Genomic DNA, 14,983 nt, shown 5'->3' on the forward strand with positions numbered 1-14,983 from the left:
CAAAGCCCGAAGGGGGAAATCCGCCCATGCAGCTGACGCCGAAGGTCAAGGAGATCCTCTCCTGGTATGAGAGCGACAACCCCGGCACGAAGGGCAACCTCGCCCGTATGATGATGGCGGGGCGCCTCGGCGGCACCGGCCGCATGGTCATCCTGCCCGTGGACCAGGGCTTCGAGCACGGCCCCGCCCGCTCCTTTGCCCCCAACCCCGCCGCCTATGATCCGCGCTACCACTTCGAGCTGGCGATCGAGGCCGGGCTGAACGCCTATGCCGCCCCGCTCGGCATGATCGAGGCCGGTGCCTCCACCTATGCCGGCGCCATCCCGACCATCCTGAAGGTCAACTCCTCCAACAGCCTGTCCACCACCAAGGACCAGGCCGTCACCGCCTCGGTGTCGGACGCGCTGCGCCTCGGCTGCTCGGCGATCGGCTTCACGATCTATCCGGGCTCCGAGTACCAGTTCGAGCTGATGGAAGAGCTGCGCGAGATGGCGGAGGAGGCGAAGGCCGCCGGCCTCGCCGTTGTCGTGTGGTCCTATCCGCGCGGCCCGATGCTCGACAAGGTCGGCGAGACTGCGCTCGACATCTGCGCCTATGCCGCGCACATGGCGGCGCTGATGGGCGCGCATATCATCAAGGTGAAGCCGCCGACCGAGGCCATCTTCCTCGATGCCGCGAAGAAGACCTACGAGAAGGCGCCAGTGCCCGACATCGCGACGCTGGCCGGCCGGATCAAGCATGTCGTGCAGGCCTGCTTCGGCGGCCGTCGCCTCGTCGTCTTCTCCGGCGGCGAGGCCGGCACGAACGAGGCGATGATGGACATGGCCCGCGGCATTCATCAGGGCGGCGGCAACGGCTCGATCATCGGCCGCAACACCTTCCAGCGCCCGAAGGCCGATGCGCTGAAGCTGCTGTCCGACATCATCGAGACCTACAAGGCCGAGGTCGCGCACAACCCGGCCTGATCCGGACCCGGGCGAGCCTTGGCCCGTCCGACAGACAGCGGCGCGGGCTTAGGCCCGCGCCGAAACCGCGTGTCCGGTGAGTCGCGAAGGCGTGGTATGACCCCGCCCCTGCCGCTCACCGGATCGCTGCCAAATGCCTGACTGCCGCCTCTACCTGGTCACCCCGCCGCGCATCGACCTCGGCACCTTCCCCGAAGCCCTCGCCCGCGCTCTCGACGCCGGCGACGTCGCCTGCCTCCAGCTCCGCCTGAAGGACACGCCGAAGGAGGAGGTGCGCCGTGCCATCGACGCCTTGCGCCCCATCGCCCAGTCCCGCGACGTCGCCTTCCTGCTGAACGACGACGCGCAACTCGCCGCCCAGACCGGCTGCGACGGCGCCCATCTTGGCCAGGAGGACGGTGACCACGAGGCCGCCCGCAAGCTGCTGAAGGACGCCACCCTCGGCATCACCTGCCATGACAGCCGCCACCTCGCGATGCGCGCGGGCGAGATGGGCGCCGACTACGTCGCCTTCGGTGCCTTCTTCCCCACCAGCACGAAAGAGGCGATCCACCACGCCGAGCTGGACCTGCTGGAGTGGTGGTCCTCGATCTTCGAGATCCCCTGCGTCGCGATCGGCGGCATCACCGCCGCCAACTGCGCCCCGCTGGTAAGCGCAGGTGCCGACTTCCTCGCCGTGGTCGGGGCGGTGTGGAACCATCCGGACGGCCCGGCGGAAGGCGTGCGCGCGATGAACGCCGCCATCGCCGCCGCCCCGCCCCCGGACCGGGGCTGAGACCGCCCGCTACGGCAGCAGCAGGATCTTCCCGAAATGGCGGTTGGCGCGCATCAGCGCCAGCGCCTCGTCGGCCCGGTCCAGCGGGAACTCGGCCGCCACAGGCACGCGCAGCCGTCCCGCTTCCAGCGCGCCCCACAGATCGGCCCGCATCCGCCGGTTGATCTCGCGCACCTCCTCCGTGCTGCGCGTGCGGAAGGTGACGCCGACATAGGTGATGCGCCGCAGCGCGTGCAGGTCGAAGTCGAAGGGCGCCTCCTGCCCGCCAAGCCGACCGACATTGACGATACGCCCGAGGATTGCGGTCGCGCGCAGGTTAGCGTTCATCGTCGCGCCCGACACCTGGTCGACGATCAGCTGCACCCCCTCCCCTGATGTTGCCGCCAGCACCAGCTCCGGCCAGGCGGGGTCGCTGCTGTCCACCGCCAGATCGGCGCCGAACTCCGCCAACCGCGCCCGCCGCTCCGGATTTGTGGAGGTTCCGATCACCAGCCGCGCGCCCATCTCCTTGGCGATCTGCAGCCCCATCAGCCCCACGCCCGTGCTGGCGCCCTGGATGAGCACTGCCTGCCCACGCTCCAACCGCCCGTTGGTCACCAGCGCGTCATGCATGGTGTTCAGCGCAACGGGCAGCGTCGCCGCCTCGGAGAACCCCATGTTACTATCCGGCAGACGCGAGACGCGCCCCATATCGGCTACCGCATACTCCGCGTAGCCACCGGCGCCGGAGCACATCACCCGCTCCCCCGGTGACAGCCCGCTCACCTCCGCACCCACCGCCTCGACCTCGCCCGCCCAGTCCAGGCCCGGCACCGTGCCGGGGCCGCCCTGGCTGCCGTGCAGATGCCCTGCCGCAACCGCGAGATCCGCCCGGTTCAGCCCGGCCGCCCGCACGCGCACCAGCACCTGCGTCGGGCCCGGCACCGGCTTCGGCACCTCCCGCAGCGCGGGGCCGTTCTCGGTGACGACGATGGCCTTCATGCCCAGTTCCCTCTCCGTCCCGGCTCGAAGGGCCGGTGGTCCTGGATCCAGCATGGCCCGGCCCAGGCAACACGGGAACCTGCCGAGCAAATCGCCAAACCGACCCGCCGTGCGACCGGCCAACAAAAAGGCCGCGCCCCCGGGAGGAGACGCGGCCCGAAAACCCCGGTGAGGGTCTTCAGCGCATCGGCGAACGGTCCGGCTGCATGGAGCCGGCCGGCGCGGTCTGCATCGGCATCGGGGCCGGGGCGCCCGGCGCGCCCTCGAGAACGAGCCCACCGCCCGAATAGGCGCGATCGGACTCGGCTGAGTGCGGGCCGCGGTCGAGCGGTGCGCCGGGCGAGCGGCCGGTGCGGCTGCGGCCATCCATCGTATTGGCCATGGCGGGGGCGGCGGCCAGAAGCGCGGCGGCAGCGAGAATCAGGATACGCATGGGAAATCTCCCGTTGTTGCTCGCCGGGAAACGCCGCCCGGCCGCGGGCAGTTGCGCGACAAGGGCCTGGGCCCATCTGCCGGATGGAACGCCCGATGGACGAACTCACCTTCCTCACCGCCCTGCACCGCCCCGGCACCCTCGTCGACGTGGGGGCGCATGAAGGCCTGCTGACCCTGCCCCTGGCCGCCCTTCCAGGCGCTGAGGTGCTGGCCTTCGAGCCCCTGCCGGATGCCCGCCCAGCCCTGGCAGGTGCCGTGGCAGGGCTGCGGAACGTTGTCATTCGCCCGGAAGCGCTGGGCGATGCCCCCGGCCATCTCGCCCTCTCTATCCCCGTGCTCGACGGTATGCCGCAGTGGCAATGGGCCAGCACCGCCAAGTCCTACGAGCAGCACCAGTCATCCCGCGTCACCATCCGGCGCGAGACCGTTCCCGTCATCACGTTGGACAGCCTGGCCCTGACCGATGTCACCGCCCTCAAGCTGGATGCCGAAGGCGCTGAGCTCGCAATCCTGCGTGGCGCCCGCGGGACCCTGGCCCGCTGCCGCCCGGTGCTGACACTGGAGTTGGAAGAACGCCATGCGGAGGGCTGCACCTGGTCCGTCCCCGCCTTCCTGGACGCCCTCGGCTACGACATCCGTTTTGCTCATGAGGGCCGCTGGCACCCCATGACGGCCCTGCACCGCCCGACGATGCAGCGCGCCAGCCCCGACCCCTCGGTCTTCGAGGCGTCCGACCCCTACATCTTCAACTTCTTCGCCTGGCCATTAGAGCGCGCCGCCGAGGCGGACGCGCTCCTGCCAGTTTAGCCGACCGGGCCGGATCAGACCTTCGGCGTGTTGCCGGCGGCCTCCGCGGCCACGATCTGGCCGGCCTCCATCGCCTGCGCATCCAGCGACTGCCGAAGGCCCGGCGCGAGGCCCAGCCGATGCGCCAGTGCGTCCAGATAGGCCCGTTCCGCCGCCGTGTCCGGCTCCGCCACCAGGCGGGAAGCCATGTAGATCTCGGTCTTCTGCGCATCCGTCCGCGCCATCGCCGCAACGGCGGAGGGATCGGCAGGCGCATCGAGGGCCTGGAAAACAAAGCCCTTGGCCTCCGGGTCGAGCCCCAGCCGCTCCACCTCGTCGAACACCCGGTCGCGCTCGGTCGCGTCCATATGCCCGTCCGCCTTGGCCGCTGAGATCATCGCCTTGATCACAGAAAGCCCGAACGGCTGGCCATCGGCCGCGGGCACCTCATCCCGCGCAAACTCGGCCGGCTCGGGCGCGGCGGCATGGCCGACGGCACCACCCAGCCCCGCATTGCGCGTCCAAGGCCCGGCAGGCGCGGCACCGGGCGTGGTCGCGGCCGGGCTCCCCGCAGGAGCCCCTTCCGTTGCCTGCGGCATGCCCTGGGATTCCTGGAACTGCTTCCAGGCGCGATAGGCCAGGGTGCCAAGCACCGCCATGCCGCCCATCCGCAGCAGCCCGCCGCCACCGCTGCTGCGCCGCCGGCCTCCACCCAGCAGCGAACCGAGCAATCCGCCGGCCGCCGCCGTGCCCATGGCGCCGCCGAGCATGCCGCCCATGCCGCCGCCACCGCCGCCCAGCATCCCGCCGAGGCTGCCAATCCCGCCACCCCGTCCCTCGTCCGCCCGGCCCTCATAAGCCCGGCCGGCATCGTCGCCGCCCAGGCTGCCGATCCCGCCGCCGGAGCCGCCGAACAGCCCGCCGCCGCCCCGGCTTCCATCGCCAAGGCTGCCGATCGGGCCACCGAAGATCCCGCCGCTGCCGGGCCGGTCATCCCCGCCCATGCTGCCGATCGGGCCGCCGAACAGGCCACCGCCGCCACCGCCGCTGCCCAGGCTGCCGATCCCACCGCCGGAGCCGCCGAACAGCCCGCCCAACACGTCGCGCAACGATCCGCCGCCGCCGCCGAGGCTTCCGATCCCGCCGCCACTGCTCTCACCGCCGCCCAGGCTGCCGATCCCACCGCCCCCTTCGGAGCGACGCCCGCCCCCGCCCAGGAACCCTTCCAGCAACGACCTCGTATCAACCATGCGTGCGTCCTCCGTTCAGACCGTCACAACGCCGCCGGGCCCGCTTCGATGCGCCCGCTAGCGGCCCGGACCCGGCGCGAAGGGCCATCCGCCCAGCCAGAGCACCCCGTGTAGGTCCGGCACGCCGGCCGCCAGCATCGCCAGCCGGTCGAAGCCGATCGCGATCCCCGCCGTGGGCGGCATCCCCAGCGCCAGCGCATCCAGGAAGTCCTGGTCCACCCCCCAGCCCGGCCCGTGCAGCGCCTCCCGCTCCGCCACGTCCCGCGCGAAGCGTGCGGCCTGCTCCGCCGGGTCCAGCAACTCGTCGAAGGCGTTGCCCAGTTCCAGCCCCGCCGCGAACACCTCGAAGCGCAGCGCCGCGCGCGGATCTGCCGGATCGCGCCGCGCCAGCGCCGCCTGGGGCGCCGGCCAGTGGGTCAGGAAGGTGCCCCGCTCCCGCCCTAGAAGCGGCTCCACATGCTCGAGCATCAACCGGAAGAACAGGTCCTCCCAGCCCAGCCCCTCAGGCACGGAGAGCCCTGCTGCCCGCGCGGCGCCGGCCAGCACCGCCGCGTCCCCCTCCGCCGTGACAGGATCGACCGAGGCCAGCACATCCACCCCGACCCGCGCGAAGGCTTCCGCCACCGTCACCCGCTCGAAGGGACGGGAAAGGTCCGTCTGCGCCCCGGCATGCGCCACCCGGGCGGGGAGCACGGTGCGCAGATAGCTCTCGACGGCATCCATCAGCCCATCGAGACCCGCCCCGGCCAGATAGACCTCCAGCATCGTGAATTCCGGCGCGTGCCGGGCCGAGACCTCCCCGTTCCGCCACACCCGCGCCAGCTCGAAGCAACTCCCGGCGCCACCCACCAGCAACCGCTTGATGGCCAGCTCCGGCGAGGTCCGCAGCCACAGCTCCAGCCCCACACCGCGCCCGAGATGTGGCTCGAAGCGGGTCGAGAAGCCGTGCAGATGCACCTCCATCCCCGGCACCGGCACCAGGCAGGGCGTCTCCACCTCGAGGCAGCCCCGTCCCTCCCAGAAGGCCCGCGTCTCACGGGTCAGCGCAGCGCGGCGCCGCAGCGCGGGCAGGCGTGCCGCCAGCGACTCAGGATGCCAGGGCGGGGTGGGCTCATGCGGCATCGGCCAGGTCTCCAGTGGGGCTTCATGCGCGAAGGATTGCGGCAGTCCGTGACACAACCGCCCGATCGGGGCTACCAGCCCCCGCCATGCCCGACGGCTCCCTGCGCACCCGCCCATTTCGCGACGCCGACGCCCTGGCCCAGGCCGGCCTTGTGCCCAGCGAGGATCTTCCCGCCTTGCGCGAGGTCGCGGCGCGCTACGCCGTGTCCGTCACCCCGGCCATGGCCGCGCTGATCGACCCGGCCGACCCCGCCGACCCGATCGCCGCCCAGTACCTGCCCCACTCGTCCGAGCTGGACTCCACCTCGCAGGAACTCCCCGATCCCATCGCGGACGGCCCGCACAGCCCGGTGAAGGGCGTCGTCCACCGCTACCCCGACCGAGCTCTGCTCAAGCCGCTCCTGGCCTGCCCGGTCTATTGCCGCTTCTGCTTCCGCCGCGAACAGGTCGGCCCCGCGGGCGGCGTGCTGACAGATGCCGAGCTGGACGCAGCGCTGGACTGGTTCGAGAGCCATCCCGAAGTCCGCGAGGCCATCCTGACGGGCGGCGACCCGCTGATGCTCTCGCCCCGCCGCCTGGCTCGCATCGTCGCCCGCCTCTCGGCCATGCCGCATATCGCCATCATCCGCCTGCACACGCGGGTGCCGGTGGCGGACCCCGCGCGCGTCACCCAGGCGCTGGCAGAAGCGCTCGACACCGAGACCGCCCTCTTCCTCTGCCTGCACGCGAACCACGCCCGTGAATTCACGCCGCAGGCCCGCACGGCGCTGCGCCTGCTGTCCCGCGCCGGCGTTGCCCTCCTTGGCCAATCCGTCCTGCTGCGCGGCGTGAACGACACGGCCGAGAGCCTGGAAGGGCTCCTCCGCACGATGCTCGCCCACCGGGTGAAGCCCTACTACCTCCACCAGCTCGACCGCGCCCCCGGCACCGCCCGCTACGAGGTGCCGATCGCCGAGGGCCGTGCCCTGCTGGCATCCCTCCGCGGCCGCCTGACCGGGCTCGCCTGGCCGACCTATGCGCTCGACCTGCCGGAAGGCCAGGGCAAGGCCCCCATCGGTCCCGACTTCGCCGCGCGGGAAGACGGTGGCTGGCGCGTGCGCGGCCCGCTGGGCGGCGAGCATTTCCAGCCCGACCAGGCGCCCTGACCAGCTCTCTTGGTAAGGGGCCCCTGGAACGCGAGACCCCGCCGGACGCTTACAAGGGCTCGACCAACAGAGAGGCCCTCATGGCCAGCAGCACGCATTACGCCCCGCCCGGCCCTATCGGCTTCGGCGGCGCTCCCCTTGGCAACATGTTCGAACTCGTCTCCGACGAGAACGCCCGCGCCACGCTCGACGCCGCCTGGGATGCCGGCATCCGCTACTTTGACACCGCCCCCGAATACGGCCCCGGCATCTCCGAGCACCGCTTCGGCGAGGTGCTCCGCAACAAGCCGCGCGACGAATACGTCCTCTCCACCAAGGTCGGCCGCCTTCTGCGCGCCGATGCGACGAAGGGCGGCCAGCACGGCCCCTTCGTCGCCGGCCTGCCCTTCCGCGTGGACTACGATTACAGCGCCGACGGCGTCCGCCGTTCCATCGAGGACAGCCTGCAGCGCCTCGGCCTCGCCCGTATCGACGTCGCCTACATCCATGACTGCGCCGAGGACGCGCACGGCAAGGACTGGCTGGAGGTGTTCGACACCGCCATGAAGGGCGCCGCCGTCGCTCTGACCAGGTTGCGGGAGGAAGGCACCATCCGCGGCTGGGGCCTCGGGGTGAACCGCGTGGAGCCCTGCATCATGGCGCTCGAGCGCGCGGACCCGGATGTCTTCCTGCTGGCTGGCCGCTACAGCCTCCTGAACCAGCCCGCCCTCGATGAGTTCTTCCCGCGCTGCGAGGAGCGCGGTGTGCATGTGGTGGTCGGCGGCCCCTACAATTCCGGCCTCATCGCCGGCGGCAAGACCTTCGAGTACCAGGAGGCCTCGGCCGAGAAGGTTGCCGCGCGCGACCGCCTCGCCGCCATCGCGGGCCGCCACGGCGTGGACCTGCGCGCGGCCGCATTGCAGTTCTGCGCCGCACACCCGGTCGTCGCCTCCGTCATTCCCGGCACCAAGAACCCGCAGCGCGTGCGCGAGAACCTGGCATTGATGAACCAGCCCATCCCCGCCGCGTTCTGGGCGGAGCTGAAGGCAGAAAAGGTGTTGCCGGAAAGCGTCCCGATCCCGGCCGGCTAGCACGAGGCCGCGGGCAGTCCCGGCCACCCGCCTGGACTGCCCCGAAACCCCTTTCCCCCGCCATTCGCCCCGGTCAGACTTCCCCGCAACGAAAGGCGCTCACCCGTGAGGCGCCCAGGGGAGACATTCATGACAGGGACCACCCGCCGCGCCTTCGCGGCGACCGGCCTCGCTGCGCTCGCGGTTCCGCGCCTGGCCCGCGCCCAGGGCAGCAACCCGGGCGGCACCCAGCCTGCCTTCCCGACCCGCCCCATTACCATGGTCATCCCCTTCGCCCCCGGCGGCCCCACGGATGTCGTCGGCCGCCTGATCGCCGAAACCATGACGCGCGAGATCGGCCAGCCCGTGGTGGTGGAGAACACGACCGGCGCCGGCGGCACGCTCGGCGCCCAGCGCGTGGCAACGGCGCGGCCGGATGGCCACACGGTGCTGCTGCACCACATCGGCATGGGGGTGATCCCCACCATGTACCGCCGCCTCGCCTATGACCCCGTGAACGGCTTCGAACCGCTCGGCCTCGTCACCGAGGTGCCAATGACGCTGGTGACGCGCCGCGACATCCCCGCCAACAATCTCGCCGAGCTGCTGGCCTTCATGAAATCCCAGGGGGACCGCTTCAACCTCGCCGATGCCGGCATCGGATCCTCCTCCGCGCTCTGCGGCGCGCTGCTCGCCAACGCGATCGGCGTGCGGCCCACCGTCATCCCCTTCCGCGGCACGGGTCCGGCCATGCAGGAGATTCTCGGCGGCCGCGTTGACCTGCTCTGCGATCAGACGACCCAGACCACCGAGTACATCCGCGGCGGCCAGGTGAAAGTCTTCGCCACCCCGTCCCGCACGCGCATCGCAACGCTGCCCGACATCCCCACCACCGCCGAGGCCGGCCTGCCCGGCTTCGAGGTGACCGTTTGGCACGGCCTCTATGCGCCGAAGGGCACCCCGGCACCGATCTGCGCCCGCCTCACTGCGTCCCTCCAGGCCGCCTTGCGCGATCCCCGGATCATCGAGCGCTTTGCCGCCATCGGCACCTCGCCCGCTTCCCAGGCCGACGCCACGCCCGAGGCGCATCGCCGCTTCTGGACGGCCGATATTGCCAAGTGGAAGCCGGTCATCGAGGCCACCAACGCCTACGCCGACTGAGGGCGCCGGGACCGGTCTTTCCCCAAGGGGCGAACCGGTCCCACACAGCTTTCACACAGGGTTTTCCACAGCCTGCTTTCATAACAATAAGACAAATATCAATTACTTACGGTGCGCGCCGCGCCTTGCTCCCCAGGTTTTCCCCCTAACCTCACTCTCGAAGGCGTGAACACCGCTGCAGGCGCGAAACTAAGTCCCTGTGCTGGCCACCATCCCCGCCACCAGCGTCTCCAACTGATCAAGCCCGGACCCGACACCGCCCTCGAAGCCCAGGCCCAAATGCTCGGCCTTCATCTCCACCGAGCCGAACAGCGTGTGATGCGTGAGCAACGTGCGTGGGCCCAACTCGCCCGGCGTCTCCTCGAAACCGATGCTGTGCACCATCCGCCCCGCGCCGGGCACGAGAAACCCGTTGTCGAACACGATCCGACGGTCCGGCACGATCTCGCGGTAGGTGCCGCCAAAGGGCGTGTTCTGCCGCCCGTCCGGTCCCGTCATGGCGAAGCGGAATGTTCCGCCCACGCGGAAATCCATTTCGCACAGCGTTAGCGGCCAGCCCACCGGGCCGAACCAGCGCTTCACATGCTCCGGTCGGCTATGCGCCTCGAACAGCAGGCGCGCCGGCGCCTCGAACACCCGGGTGATGGTGAAGCCGCGCTCGGCCTCATCCCCCGTTTCCATCGCCGCCATCGTCGCTCCCTTCCGACTTGAGTTCCTGGACATACGCATCGAGGCGATCGAGGCTCGCATCCCAGAAACCGCGATAGTTGCCCAGCCACTGGGCCGCAGCCGCCAACGGTGCGGGGTCGAGCCGCACCGGCCGGAACTGCGCCGACCGCCCGCGCGCGACGAGCCCCGCCCCTTCCAGCACCTTCAGGTGCTTGGAGATGGTTGGCTGGCTGAGAGCAAAGGGCGCGACAAGTTCGTTCACCGTCGCCTCTCCTTGCGCCAGCCGCGCGAGGATGGCCCGCCGCGTGGGGTCCGCTAGGGCAGAAAAAATGCGGTCGAGGCAGTCGGGTGCGACAAGGTTCATGGATCGCTTAGTGGCTATATTCCCATTTAGCTATATGAACGGCGGTGCACCGGTGTCAATCGCGACCTCGCGCTGCCGCACGTCGCGGAAAGCCGAACATCCCCGTCCCGGGAGCCGAGTTGTTGCCAATGAGGGGACCCGCGTGTAAGGCCCGCCGCCTGATCCTTCCCCTCCGGCGCGCCCTCCGCGCCGCCCAGACGACGAACAGGACGCCCCCTATGGCGAAGATGCAGGCCAACCAGATGCGCGCCGGCATGGTCATCGAGTTCGAGGGCCAGCGCTACACGATTCTGAAGCAGAACATCATGATCCCCGGGAAGGGGAACGCGATCATTCAGGTCGACATGCGCAACATCAAGACGGGGTCCAAGAAGGACCAGCGCTGGCGCACCGCCGACACCGTCGAGCGCCTGATGACCGAGGACAAGGAGTTCACCTTCTCCTACGCCGAGGGCGACAATATCGTCCTCATGGATCCCGAGACCTTCGAGCAGACCACCGTCTCCAAGGACATCCTGGGCGACCGCCTGCCCTTCCTCGTCGAGAACATGACCGTCAACGTCCGCCTCATCGAGGGCGAGCCGGTGGCGATGGAACTTCCCGACACCGTGGTGCTGGAAGTCGTGGAGGCCGACCCCGTCGTGAAGGGCCAGACCGCCTCCTCCTCCTACAAGCCCGCCATGCTGTCGAACGGCGTGAAGACGATGGTGCCGCCCTTCGTCACCGCCGGCGAAAAGATCGTCGTCCGCACCGAGGACGCCTCCTACCTCGAGCGCGCCAAGGGCTAAGAGAGATGTCCGGCGCCCAGCCCTCCGCGCGGCTCTCGCCCGCGATGACCGTGGTCATCAACGCGGCCCGCAAGGCCTCGCGGCGGTTGCTGCGTGACTTCGGCGAGGTCGAGAACCTCCAGGTCAGCAGCAAGGGCCCTGGCGACTTCGTCTCCCAGGCCGATCTCCGCGCTGAGGAGACGATCCGCGAGGAGTTGCGCCGCGCCCGCCCGGGCTTCGCCTTCCTCATGGAGGAATCGGGCGAAAGCGGCGCGGCCGACTGGGAGTGGCGTTGGGTCGTCGATCCGCTCGACGGCACCACCAACTTCCTGCATGGCATTCCCCAGTGGTGCATCTCGATCGGCATCGAGAAGCGTCTGACGCCGGAAACCTCCGAGATCGTCGCTGGCGTCATTTACAACCCCGCCACGGACGAGCTGTTCTGGGCCGAGAAGGGCCGCGGCGCCTTCCTGAACGACAAGCGCCTGCGCGTCTCCGGCCGGCGCGAGATGAACAGCGCCCTTTTCGCGACAGGCATTCCCTTCGCCAAGGTGCCGCAGCGCGCGGAGTTCTCCACCACCCTCGCCCGGCTCATGCCCCAGGTCGCTGGCATCCGCCGCTTCGGCTCAGCGGCGCTGGATCTCGCCTGGGTCGCCGCCGGCCGCTACGAGGGCTACTGGGAACTCGGCCTCAAGCCCTGGGACTGCGCGGCGGGCATCATCATGGTCAAGGAAGCCGGCGGCTATGTCACCGGTGCCGGCGATGAAGACCCCTATGCCACCGGCAACATCGTGGCCGGCAACCCCTTCCTGCACGGCAAGCTGCGCGAGGCCGTGGCGGAGGGCATCTCCTATGTGGCCGAACGCCGCAGCGAGGCCGGCCCGCCCGCCGGCTGACCCGCCGCGGGGTTCCCGAGCGCAAGGGTGGCGACCCGCGGCACTCCCCCTCATAATGGAACGGCGGACTCACCGCTGATCTCCGGAGGGGTAGGTTGGAAACGGACCCGAGCCGGGATCTGCAGGATGACGTCGACGCCATCCTTCGGCTCGACGCCGTGCCCACCATCCTCGACGTGGTCTGCCGCGCCACCGGCATGGGCTTCGCCGCCGTAGCCCGGGTTACCGAGACCCGCTGGATCGCCTGCCGCACCCTCGACCATATCGGCTTCGGCCTGAAGCCTGGCGACGAGCTGCGCGTGGACACCACGCTTTGTCACGAGATCCGCGCCCGCCGCGAACCCGTGGTGATCGACCATGTCGATGAGGACGCGGTCTACTGCCACCACCTCACCCCCGCGGCCTACGGATTCCAGAGCTACGTCTCGATGCCGATCGTCCTGCGGGATGGCCGCTTCTTCGGCACGCTCTGCGCCATCGACCCGCGCCCGATCCGCGTGAACACCCCCGAGACGATCGGCATGTTCCGCCTCTTCGCCGACCTGATTGCCGCCCAGCTCGCCGCCGAGGAGGACCTGCGCAGCACCCGCGAGCAGCTTCTCGAGCAGCGCGCCCTCTCGGAGCTGCGGGAACAGTTCATCGCCGTTCTCGGCCATGACCTGCGCAACCCCGTCGCCTCGATCGGCTCTGGCATCCGCCTGCTCCGCCGCAGCGTCGAGGACGAGCCCGGCCGCAACATCCTCGCCCTGATGCAGACGAGCGTCGTCCGCATGGGCGGCCTCATCGGAAACCTCATGGATTTCGCCCGCGCCCGCCTGGGCGACGGGCTGGAGCTGGACCGCGCGGCCACTTCCATCCTCCCGGTGCTGCAGCACGCGATCGAGGAGCTGCGCGCCATCCATCCCGACCGCAGCATCGAAACGTTGATTGAGATCGACCAGCCTGTCGCCTTGGATCACGCGCGCATCGCGCAGATGTTGTCGAACCTCCTCGCCAACGCCCTCGCCCATGGCGCGGCCGAGGCACCGATCCGCGTCGGCGCCAGCACGCGGGACGGAGTCTTTGCGCTCTGGGTGGCCAATTCCGGCCCGCCAATCCCGCCCGAAACCCGCGCCAGCCTGTTCCAGCCCTTCTTCCGCGGCCAGCGCCGAGAGGGCCTCAACCGCGGCCTGGGCCTCGGCCTCTACATTGTCGGCGAGATCGCCCGTCGCCATGGCGGGCGGATGGAGGTCCGTTCCGACGAAGAGGAGACCCGCTTCACCTTCCTCATGCCCCTTTCTCCCACCGAGGCTGGCTGACCCGAGAAGGCGCTTTTCTCGCGCCCGCCCCGTCCCTTCCCTCCCGGCCGGCGTTGCACCTCCACGGCGCATTAACCTGCGTTGCAATCCTCAGGAGGCGCCACCATGGCCCATGACATTCCCACCAAGGCCCTCGTCCTCGTCGCCGACGGCGAGAAGGCCATCCTGCTCCGCAACAGCGGCACCGGCTCGGAGGTCTCGCTGACGGAGGAGCGGCGCATGACCCTCTCCGATTTCAGCAATGACGGCCCCTCCGGCTCGACGCCGCAGGACATGACCCCGAACGAGACGGGCCAGGCCACCTTCGCCAAAAAGCTCGCCCAGTCGCTGCAGACCATGCGCGCCGCCAATGGCTTCGAAGCCCTGGTGATCATCGCCGACCCGCAGACCCTCGGCCAGATCCGCGGCGCCCTGCACAAGACGGTGGAGGCCAGCGTGGTCCACACCCTCTCCAAGGACCTGACGAACCACAGCACCGCGCAGATCGCCGCGGCGCTGAACTAGTCTGGCACAGGTCCGGGCAGCCTTCTCTCAGGCTCGCCCGGACCTCTTTTGGCATCGCTTCTAGCGGGCTCGTTCCTGGGCTACCCTGCCGGGGTGATCGCCCCCACCACGCGCCGAACCGCCGCCGCTGCGGCCCTGGCCCTCCTCCTCGCCACCGGAGCACTGGCCCCAGGCTTCCTGCCTGTTGGCGCCGCGCTGGCTCAGCCGGCGCCGGACGGCGATGCCGACGATCCCGCGGCGCCCGACGCTCCGGCAGAGAATGCCCCCGGCGCCGCCGACCTCTCCGCCGCACCCCGCCCCGCCCTGCCGCTCGACGTCGCCAACCTCCCCCTGCCAGCCGATATGGTACGCCTGCCCATCGGCGGCTGGCGCCTTGGCGGCCGCACTGGCCGCGGCGAGCCCGACCACAACGCCCGCCTCGCGATCGAGACGATCGGCCGCTATCTCGCCAACCAGACCACCGGCCGCGTCACCATCCTCGCTCAGGCCTCCGGCCCCGCCGAGGATCCCTCCGTCGCCCGCCGCACCAGCCTCGCCCGCGCGGTGACCATCAAGGCCTCCCTCGTCCGCGGTGGCCTCGCCAGCACGCGCATCGACATCCGCCCACTCGGCCGAACGGCGGAGGCGCAGGACGCGATCGACATCATCGCCCCCGCCGCCCCGCGTCGGCGCGAGGCTCCCGCCACGCAGCCTAGCCCGGCACCCGCGCCCGCCGCCGCATCGGCAGCCACGCCGGCCCCCTCCCCGGCCCCCGCATCCTCCCGTGCGCCCAACTCCGCGCCATCCCCTTCGCCGACCAGGCCGAGAGGCGGCTGA

17 protein-coding genes are annotated in these 14,983 nt (G+C 70.5%); 11 read left to right on the forward strand and 6 right to left on the reverse strand.

The window, feature by feature from the left end; all coding sequences use genetic code 11:
• The first annotated feature begins 26 nt into the window (after positions 1-26).
• Both ACVBD7_RS10835 and thiE read left to right on the forward strand, forming a co-directional pair.
• Positions 27-965 carry a class I fructose-bisphosphate aldolase gene (locus ACVBD7_RS10835; protein WP_458097490.1) on the forward strand — a complete coding sequence of 313 codons (939 nt, stop codon included), beginning with the start codon at positions 27-29 and terminating at the stop codon, positions 963-965.
• A gap of 133 nt (positions 966-1,098) precedes the next feature.
• On the forward strand, positions 1,099-1,740 hold the full coding sequence (gene thiE / locus ACVBD7_RS10840) for a thiamine phosphate synthase (RefSeq protein WP_458097491.1): 642 nt from the start codon (positions 1,099-1,101) through the stop codon (positions 1,738-1,740).
• Between the two features lie 9 nt (positions 1,741-1,749).
• On the opposite strand, the gene ACVBD7_RS10845 is transcribed toward thiE, so the two are convergent.
• Both ACVBD7_RS10845 and ACVBD7_RS10850 read right to left on the reverse strand, forming a co-directional pair.
• On the reverse strand, positions 1,750-2,721 hold the full coding sequence (locus tag ACVBD7_RS10845; RefSeq protein WP_458097492.1) for a quinone oxidoreductase family protein: 972 nt from the start codon (positions 2,719-2,721) through the stop codon (positions 1,750-1,752).
• 178 nt (positions 2,722-2,899) lie between these two features.
• Positions 2,900-3,154 carry a hypothetical protein gene (locus tag ACVBD7_RS10850; protein WP_458097493.1) on the reverse strand — a complete coding sequence of 85 codons (255 nt, stop codon included), beginning with the start codon at positions 3,152-3,154 and terminating at the stop codon, positions 2,900-2,902.
• A gap of 95 nt (positions 3,155-3,249) precedes the next feature.
• Between ACVBD7_RS10850 and ACVBD7_RS10855 the strand changes: the two genes are divergently transcribed.
• On the forward strand, positions 3,250-3,963 hold the full coding sequence (locus ACVBD7_RS10855) for an FkbM family methyltransferase (protein ID WP_458097494.1): 714 nt from the start codon (positions 3,250-3,252) through the stop codon (positions 3,961-3,963).
• 14 nt (positions 3,964-3,977) lie between these two features.
• Here the strand turns inward: ACVBD7_RS10855 and ACVBD7_RS10860 are convergent, their stop codons facing one another.
• Complete coding sequence (locus tag ACVBD7_RS10860; protein ID WP_458097495.1) at positions 3,978-5,192, reverse strand: tellurite resistance TerB family protein; 1,215 nt, start codon at positions 5,190-5,192, stop codon at positions 3,978-3,980.
• 57 nt (positions 5,193-5,249) lie between these two features.
• Entirely contained in the window at positions 5,250-6,314 is a 1,065-nt protein-coding gene (gene epmA / locus ACVBD7_RS10865; RefSeq protein ID WP_458097496.1) for an EF-P lysine aminoacylase EpmA, read from the reverse strand.
• 86 nt (positions 6,315-6,400) lie between these two features.
• Here epmA and ACVBD7_RS10870 point away from each other — a divergent pair, with 86 nt between their 5' ends.
• From ACVBD7_RS10870 to ACVBD7_RS10880, 3 genes are all read left to right on the forward strand, one after another.
• Entirely contained in the window at positions 6,401-7,459 is a 1,059-nt protein-coding gene (locus ACVBD7_RS10870; protein ID WP_458097497.1) for a lysine-2,3-aminomutase-like protein, read from the forward strand.
• 80 nt (positions 7,460-7,539) lie between these two features.
• Positions 7,540-8,529 carry an aldo/keto reductase gene (locus ACVBD7_RS10875; RefSeq protein ID WP_458097498.1) on the forward strand — a complete coding sequence of 330 codons (990 nt, stop codon included), beginning with the start codon at positions 7,540-7,542 and terminating at the stop codon, positions 8,527-8,529.
• A 129-nt stretch (positions 8,530-8,658) separates the two neighbouring features.
• Positions 8,659-9,669: a tripartite tricarboxylate transporter substrate-binding protein gene (locus tag ACVBD7_RS10880; RefSeq protein ID WP_458097499.1), complete on the forward strand. Its 1,011-nt coding sequence runs from the start codon at positions 8,659-8,661 to the stop codon at positions 9,667-9,669.
• Positions 9,670-9,858: 189 nt separating this feature from the next.
• On the opposite strand, the gene ACVBD7_RS10885 is transcribed toward ACVBD7_RS10880, so the two are convergent.
• Both ACVBD7_RS10885 and ACVBD7_RS10890 read right to left on the reverse strand, forming a co-directional pair.
• Positions 9,859-10,359, reverse strand: a complete 501-nt coding sequence (locus ACVBD7_RS10885) for an SRPBCC domain-containing protein (protein WP_458097500.1) — start codon at positions 10,357-10,359, stop codon at positions 9,859-9,861.
• Positions 10,334-10,702, reverse strand: coding sequence for an ArsR/SmtB family transcription factor (locus ACVBD7_RS10890; RefSeq protein WP_458097501.1), 369 nt, complete (start codon positions 10,700-10,702; stop codon positions 10,334-10,336). The genes ACVBD7_RS10885 and ACVBD7_RS10890 overlap by 26 nt, the downstream gene beginning before the upstream one ends.
• A gap of 218 nt (positions 10,703-10,920) precedes the next feature.
• Here ACVBD7_RS10890 and efp point away from each other — a divergent pair, with 218 nt between their 5' ends.
• The 5 genes from efp (at position 10,921) to ACVBD7_RS10915 (ending at position 14,983) form a co-directional block, all read left to right on the forward strand.
• The gene (efp, locus tag ACVBD7_RS10895; protein ID WP_458097502.1) at positions 10,921-11,490 is read left to right on the forward strand and encodes an elongation factor P; all 570 of its coding nucleotides are present in this window, start codon (positions 10,921-10,923) and stop codon (positions 11,488-11,490) included.
• 44 nt (positions 11,491-11,534) lie between these two features.
• Positions 11,535-12,365 (forward strand): inositol monophosphatase family protein, encoded by an 831-nt coding sequence (locus ACVBD7_RS10900; protein ID WP_458097682.1) that lies wholly within the window; start codon positions 11,535-11,537, stop codon positions 12,363-12,365.
• Positions 12,366-12,460: 95 nt separating this feature from the next.
• Entirely contained in the window at positions 12,461-13,663 is a 1,203-nt protein-coding gene (locus ACVBD7_RS10905; RefSeq protein WP_458097503.1) for a GAF domain-containing sensor histidine kinase, read from the forward strand.
• Between the two features lie 105 nt (positions 13,664-13,768).
• Positions 13,769-14,167 carry a host attachment family protein gene (locus ACVBD7_RS10910; protein ID WP_458097504.1) on the forward strand — a complete coding sequence of 133 codons (399 nt, stop codon included), beginning with the start codon at positions 13,769-13,771 and terminating at the stop codon, positions 14,165-14,167.
• A gap of 93 nt (positions 14,168-14,260) precedes the next feature.
• On the forward strand, positions 14,261-14,983 hold the full coding sequence (locus ACVBD7_RS10915; RefSeq protein ID WP_458097505.1) for a hypothetical protein: 723 nt from the start codon (positions 14,261-14,263) through the stop codon (positions 14,981-14,983).

It is taken from the genome of Roseomonas sp. WA12, assembly GCF_054165765.1.

What these genes read in the sequence shown, in the direction of transcription:
- ACVBD7_RS10835 (WP_458097490.1), top strand. Translation starts at nt 27, where the DNA reads ATGCAGCTGACGCCGAAGGTCAAGGAGATCCTCTCCTGGTATGAGAGC.
- thiE (WP_458097491.1), top strand. Translation starts at nt 1,099, where the DNA reads ATGCCTGACTGCCGCCTCTACCTGGTCACCCCGCCGCGCATCGACCTC.
- ACVBD7_RS10845 (WP_458097492.1), bottom strand. Translation starts at nt 2,721, where the DNA reads ATGAAGGCCATCGTCGTCACCGAGAACGGCCCCGCGCTGCGGGAGGTG.
- ACVBD7_RS10850 (WP_458097493.1), bottom strand. Translation starts at nt 3,154, where the DNA reads ATGCGTATCCTGATTCTCGCTGCCGCCGCGCTTCTGGCCGCCGCCCCC.
- ACVBD7_RS10855 (WP_458097494.1), top strand. Translation starts at nt 3,250, where the DNA reads ATGGACGAACTCACCTTCCTCACCGCCCTGCACCGCCCCGGCACCCTC.
- ACVBD7_RS10860 (WP_458097495.1), bottom strand. Translation starts at nt 5,192, where the DNA reads ATGGTTGATACGAGGTCGTTGCTGGAAGGGTTCCTGGGCGGGGGCGGG.
- epmA (WP_458097496.1), bottom strand. Translation starts at nt 6,314, where the DNA reads ATGCCGCATGAGCCCACCCCGCCCTGGCATCCTGAGTCGCTGGCGGCA.
- ACVBD7_RS10870 (WP_458097497.1), top strand. Translation starts at nt 6,401, where the DNA reads ATGCCCGACGGCTCCCTGCGCACCCGCCCATTTCGCGACGCCGACGCC.
- ACVBD7_RS10875 (WP_458097498.1), top strand. Translation starts at nt 7,540, where the DNA reads ATGGCCAGCAGCACGCATTACGCCCCGCCCGGCCCTATCGGCTTCGGC.
- ACVBD7_RS10880 (WP_458097499.1), top strand. Translation starts at nt 8,659, where the DNA reads ATGACAGGGACCACCCGCCGCGCCTTCGCGGCGACCGGCCTCGCTGCG.
- ACVBD7_RS10885 (WP_458097500.1), bottom strand. Translation starts at nt 10,359, where the DNA reads ATGGCGGCGATGGAAACGGGGGATGAGGCCGAGCGCGGCTTCACCATC.
- ACVBD7_RS10890 (WP_458097501.1), bottom strand. Translation starts at nt 10,702, where the DNA reads ATGAACCTTGTCGCACCCGACTGCCTCGACCGCATTTTTTCTGCCCTA.
- efp (WP_458097502.1), top strand. Translation starts at nt 10,921, where the DNA reads ATGGCGAAGATGCAGGCCAACCAGATGCGCGCCGGCATGGTCATCGAG.
- ACVBD7_RS10900 (WP_458097682.1), top strand. Translation starts at nt 11,535, where the DNA reads ATGACCGTGGTCATCAACGCGGCCCGCAAGGCCTCGCGGCGGTTGCTG.
- ACVBD7_RS10910 (WP_458097504.1), top strand. Translation starts at nt 13,769, where the DNA reads ATGGCCCATGACATTCCCACCAAGGCCCTCGTCCTCGTCGCCGACGGC.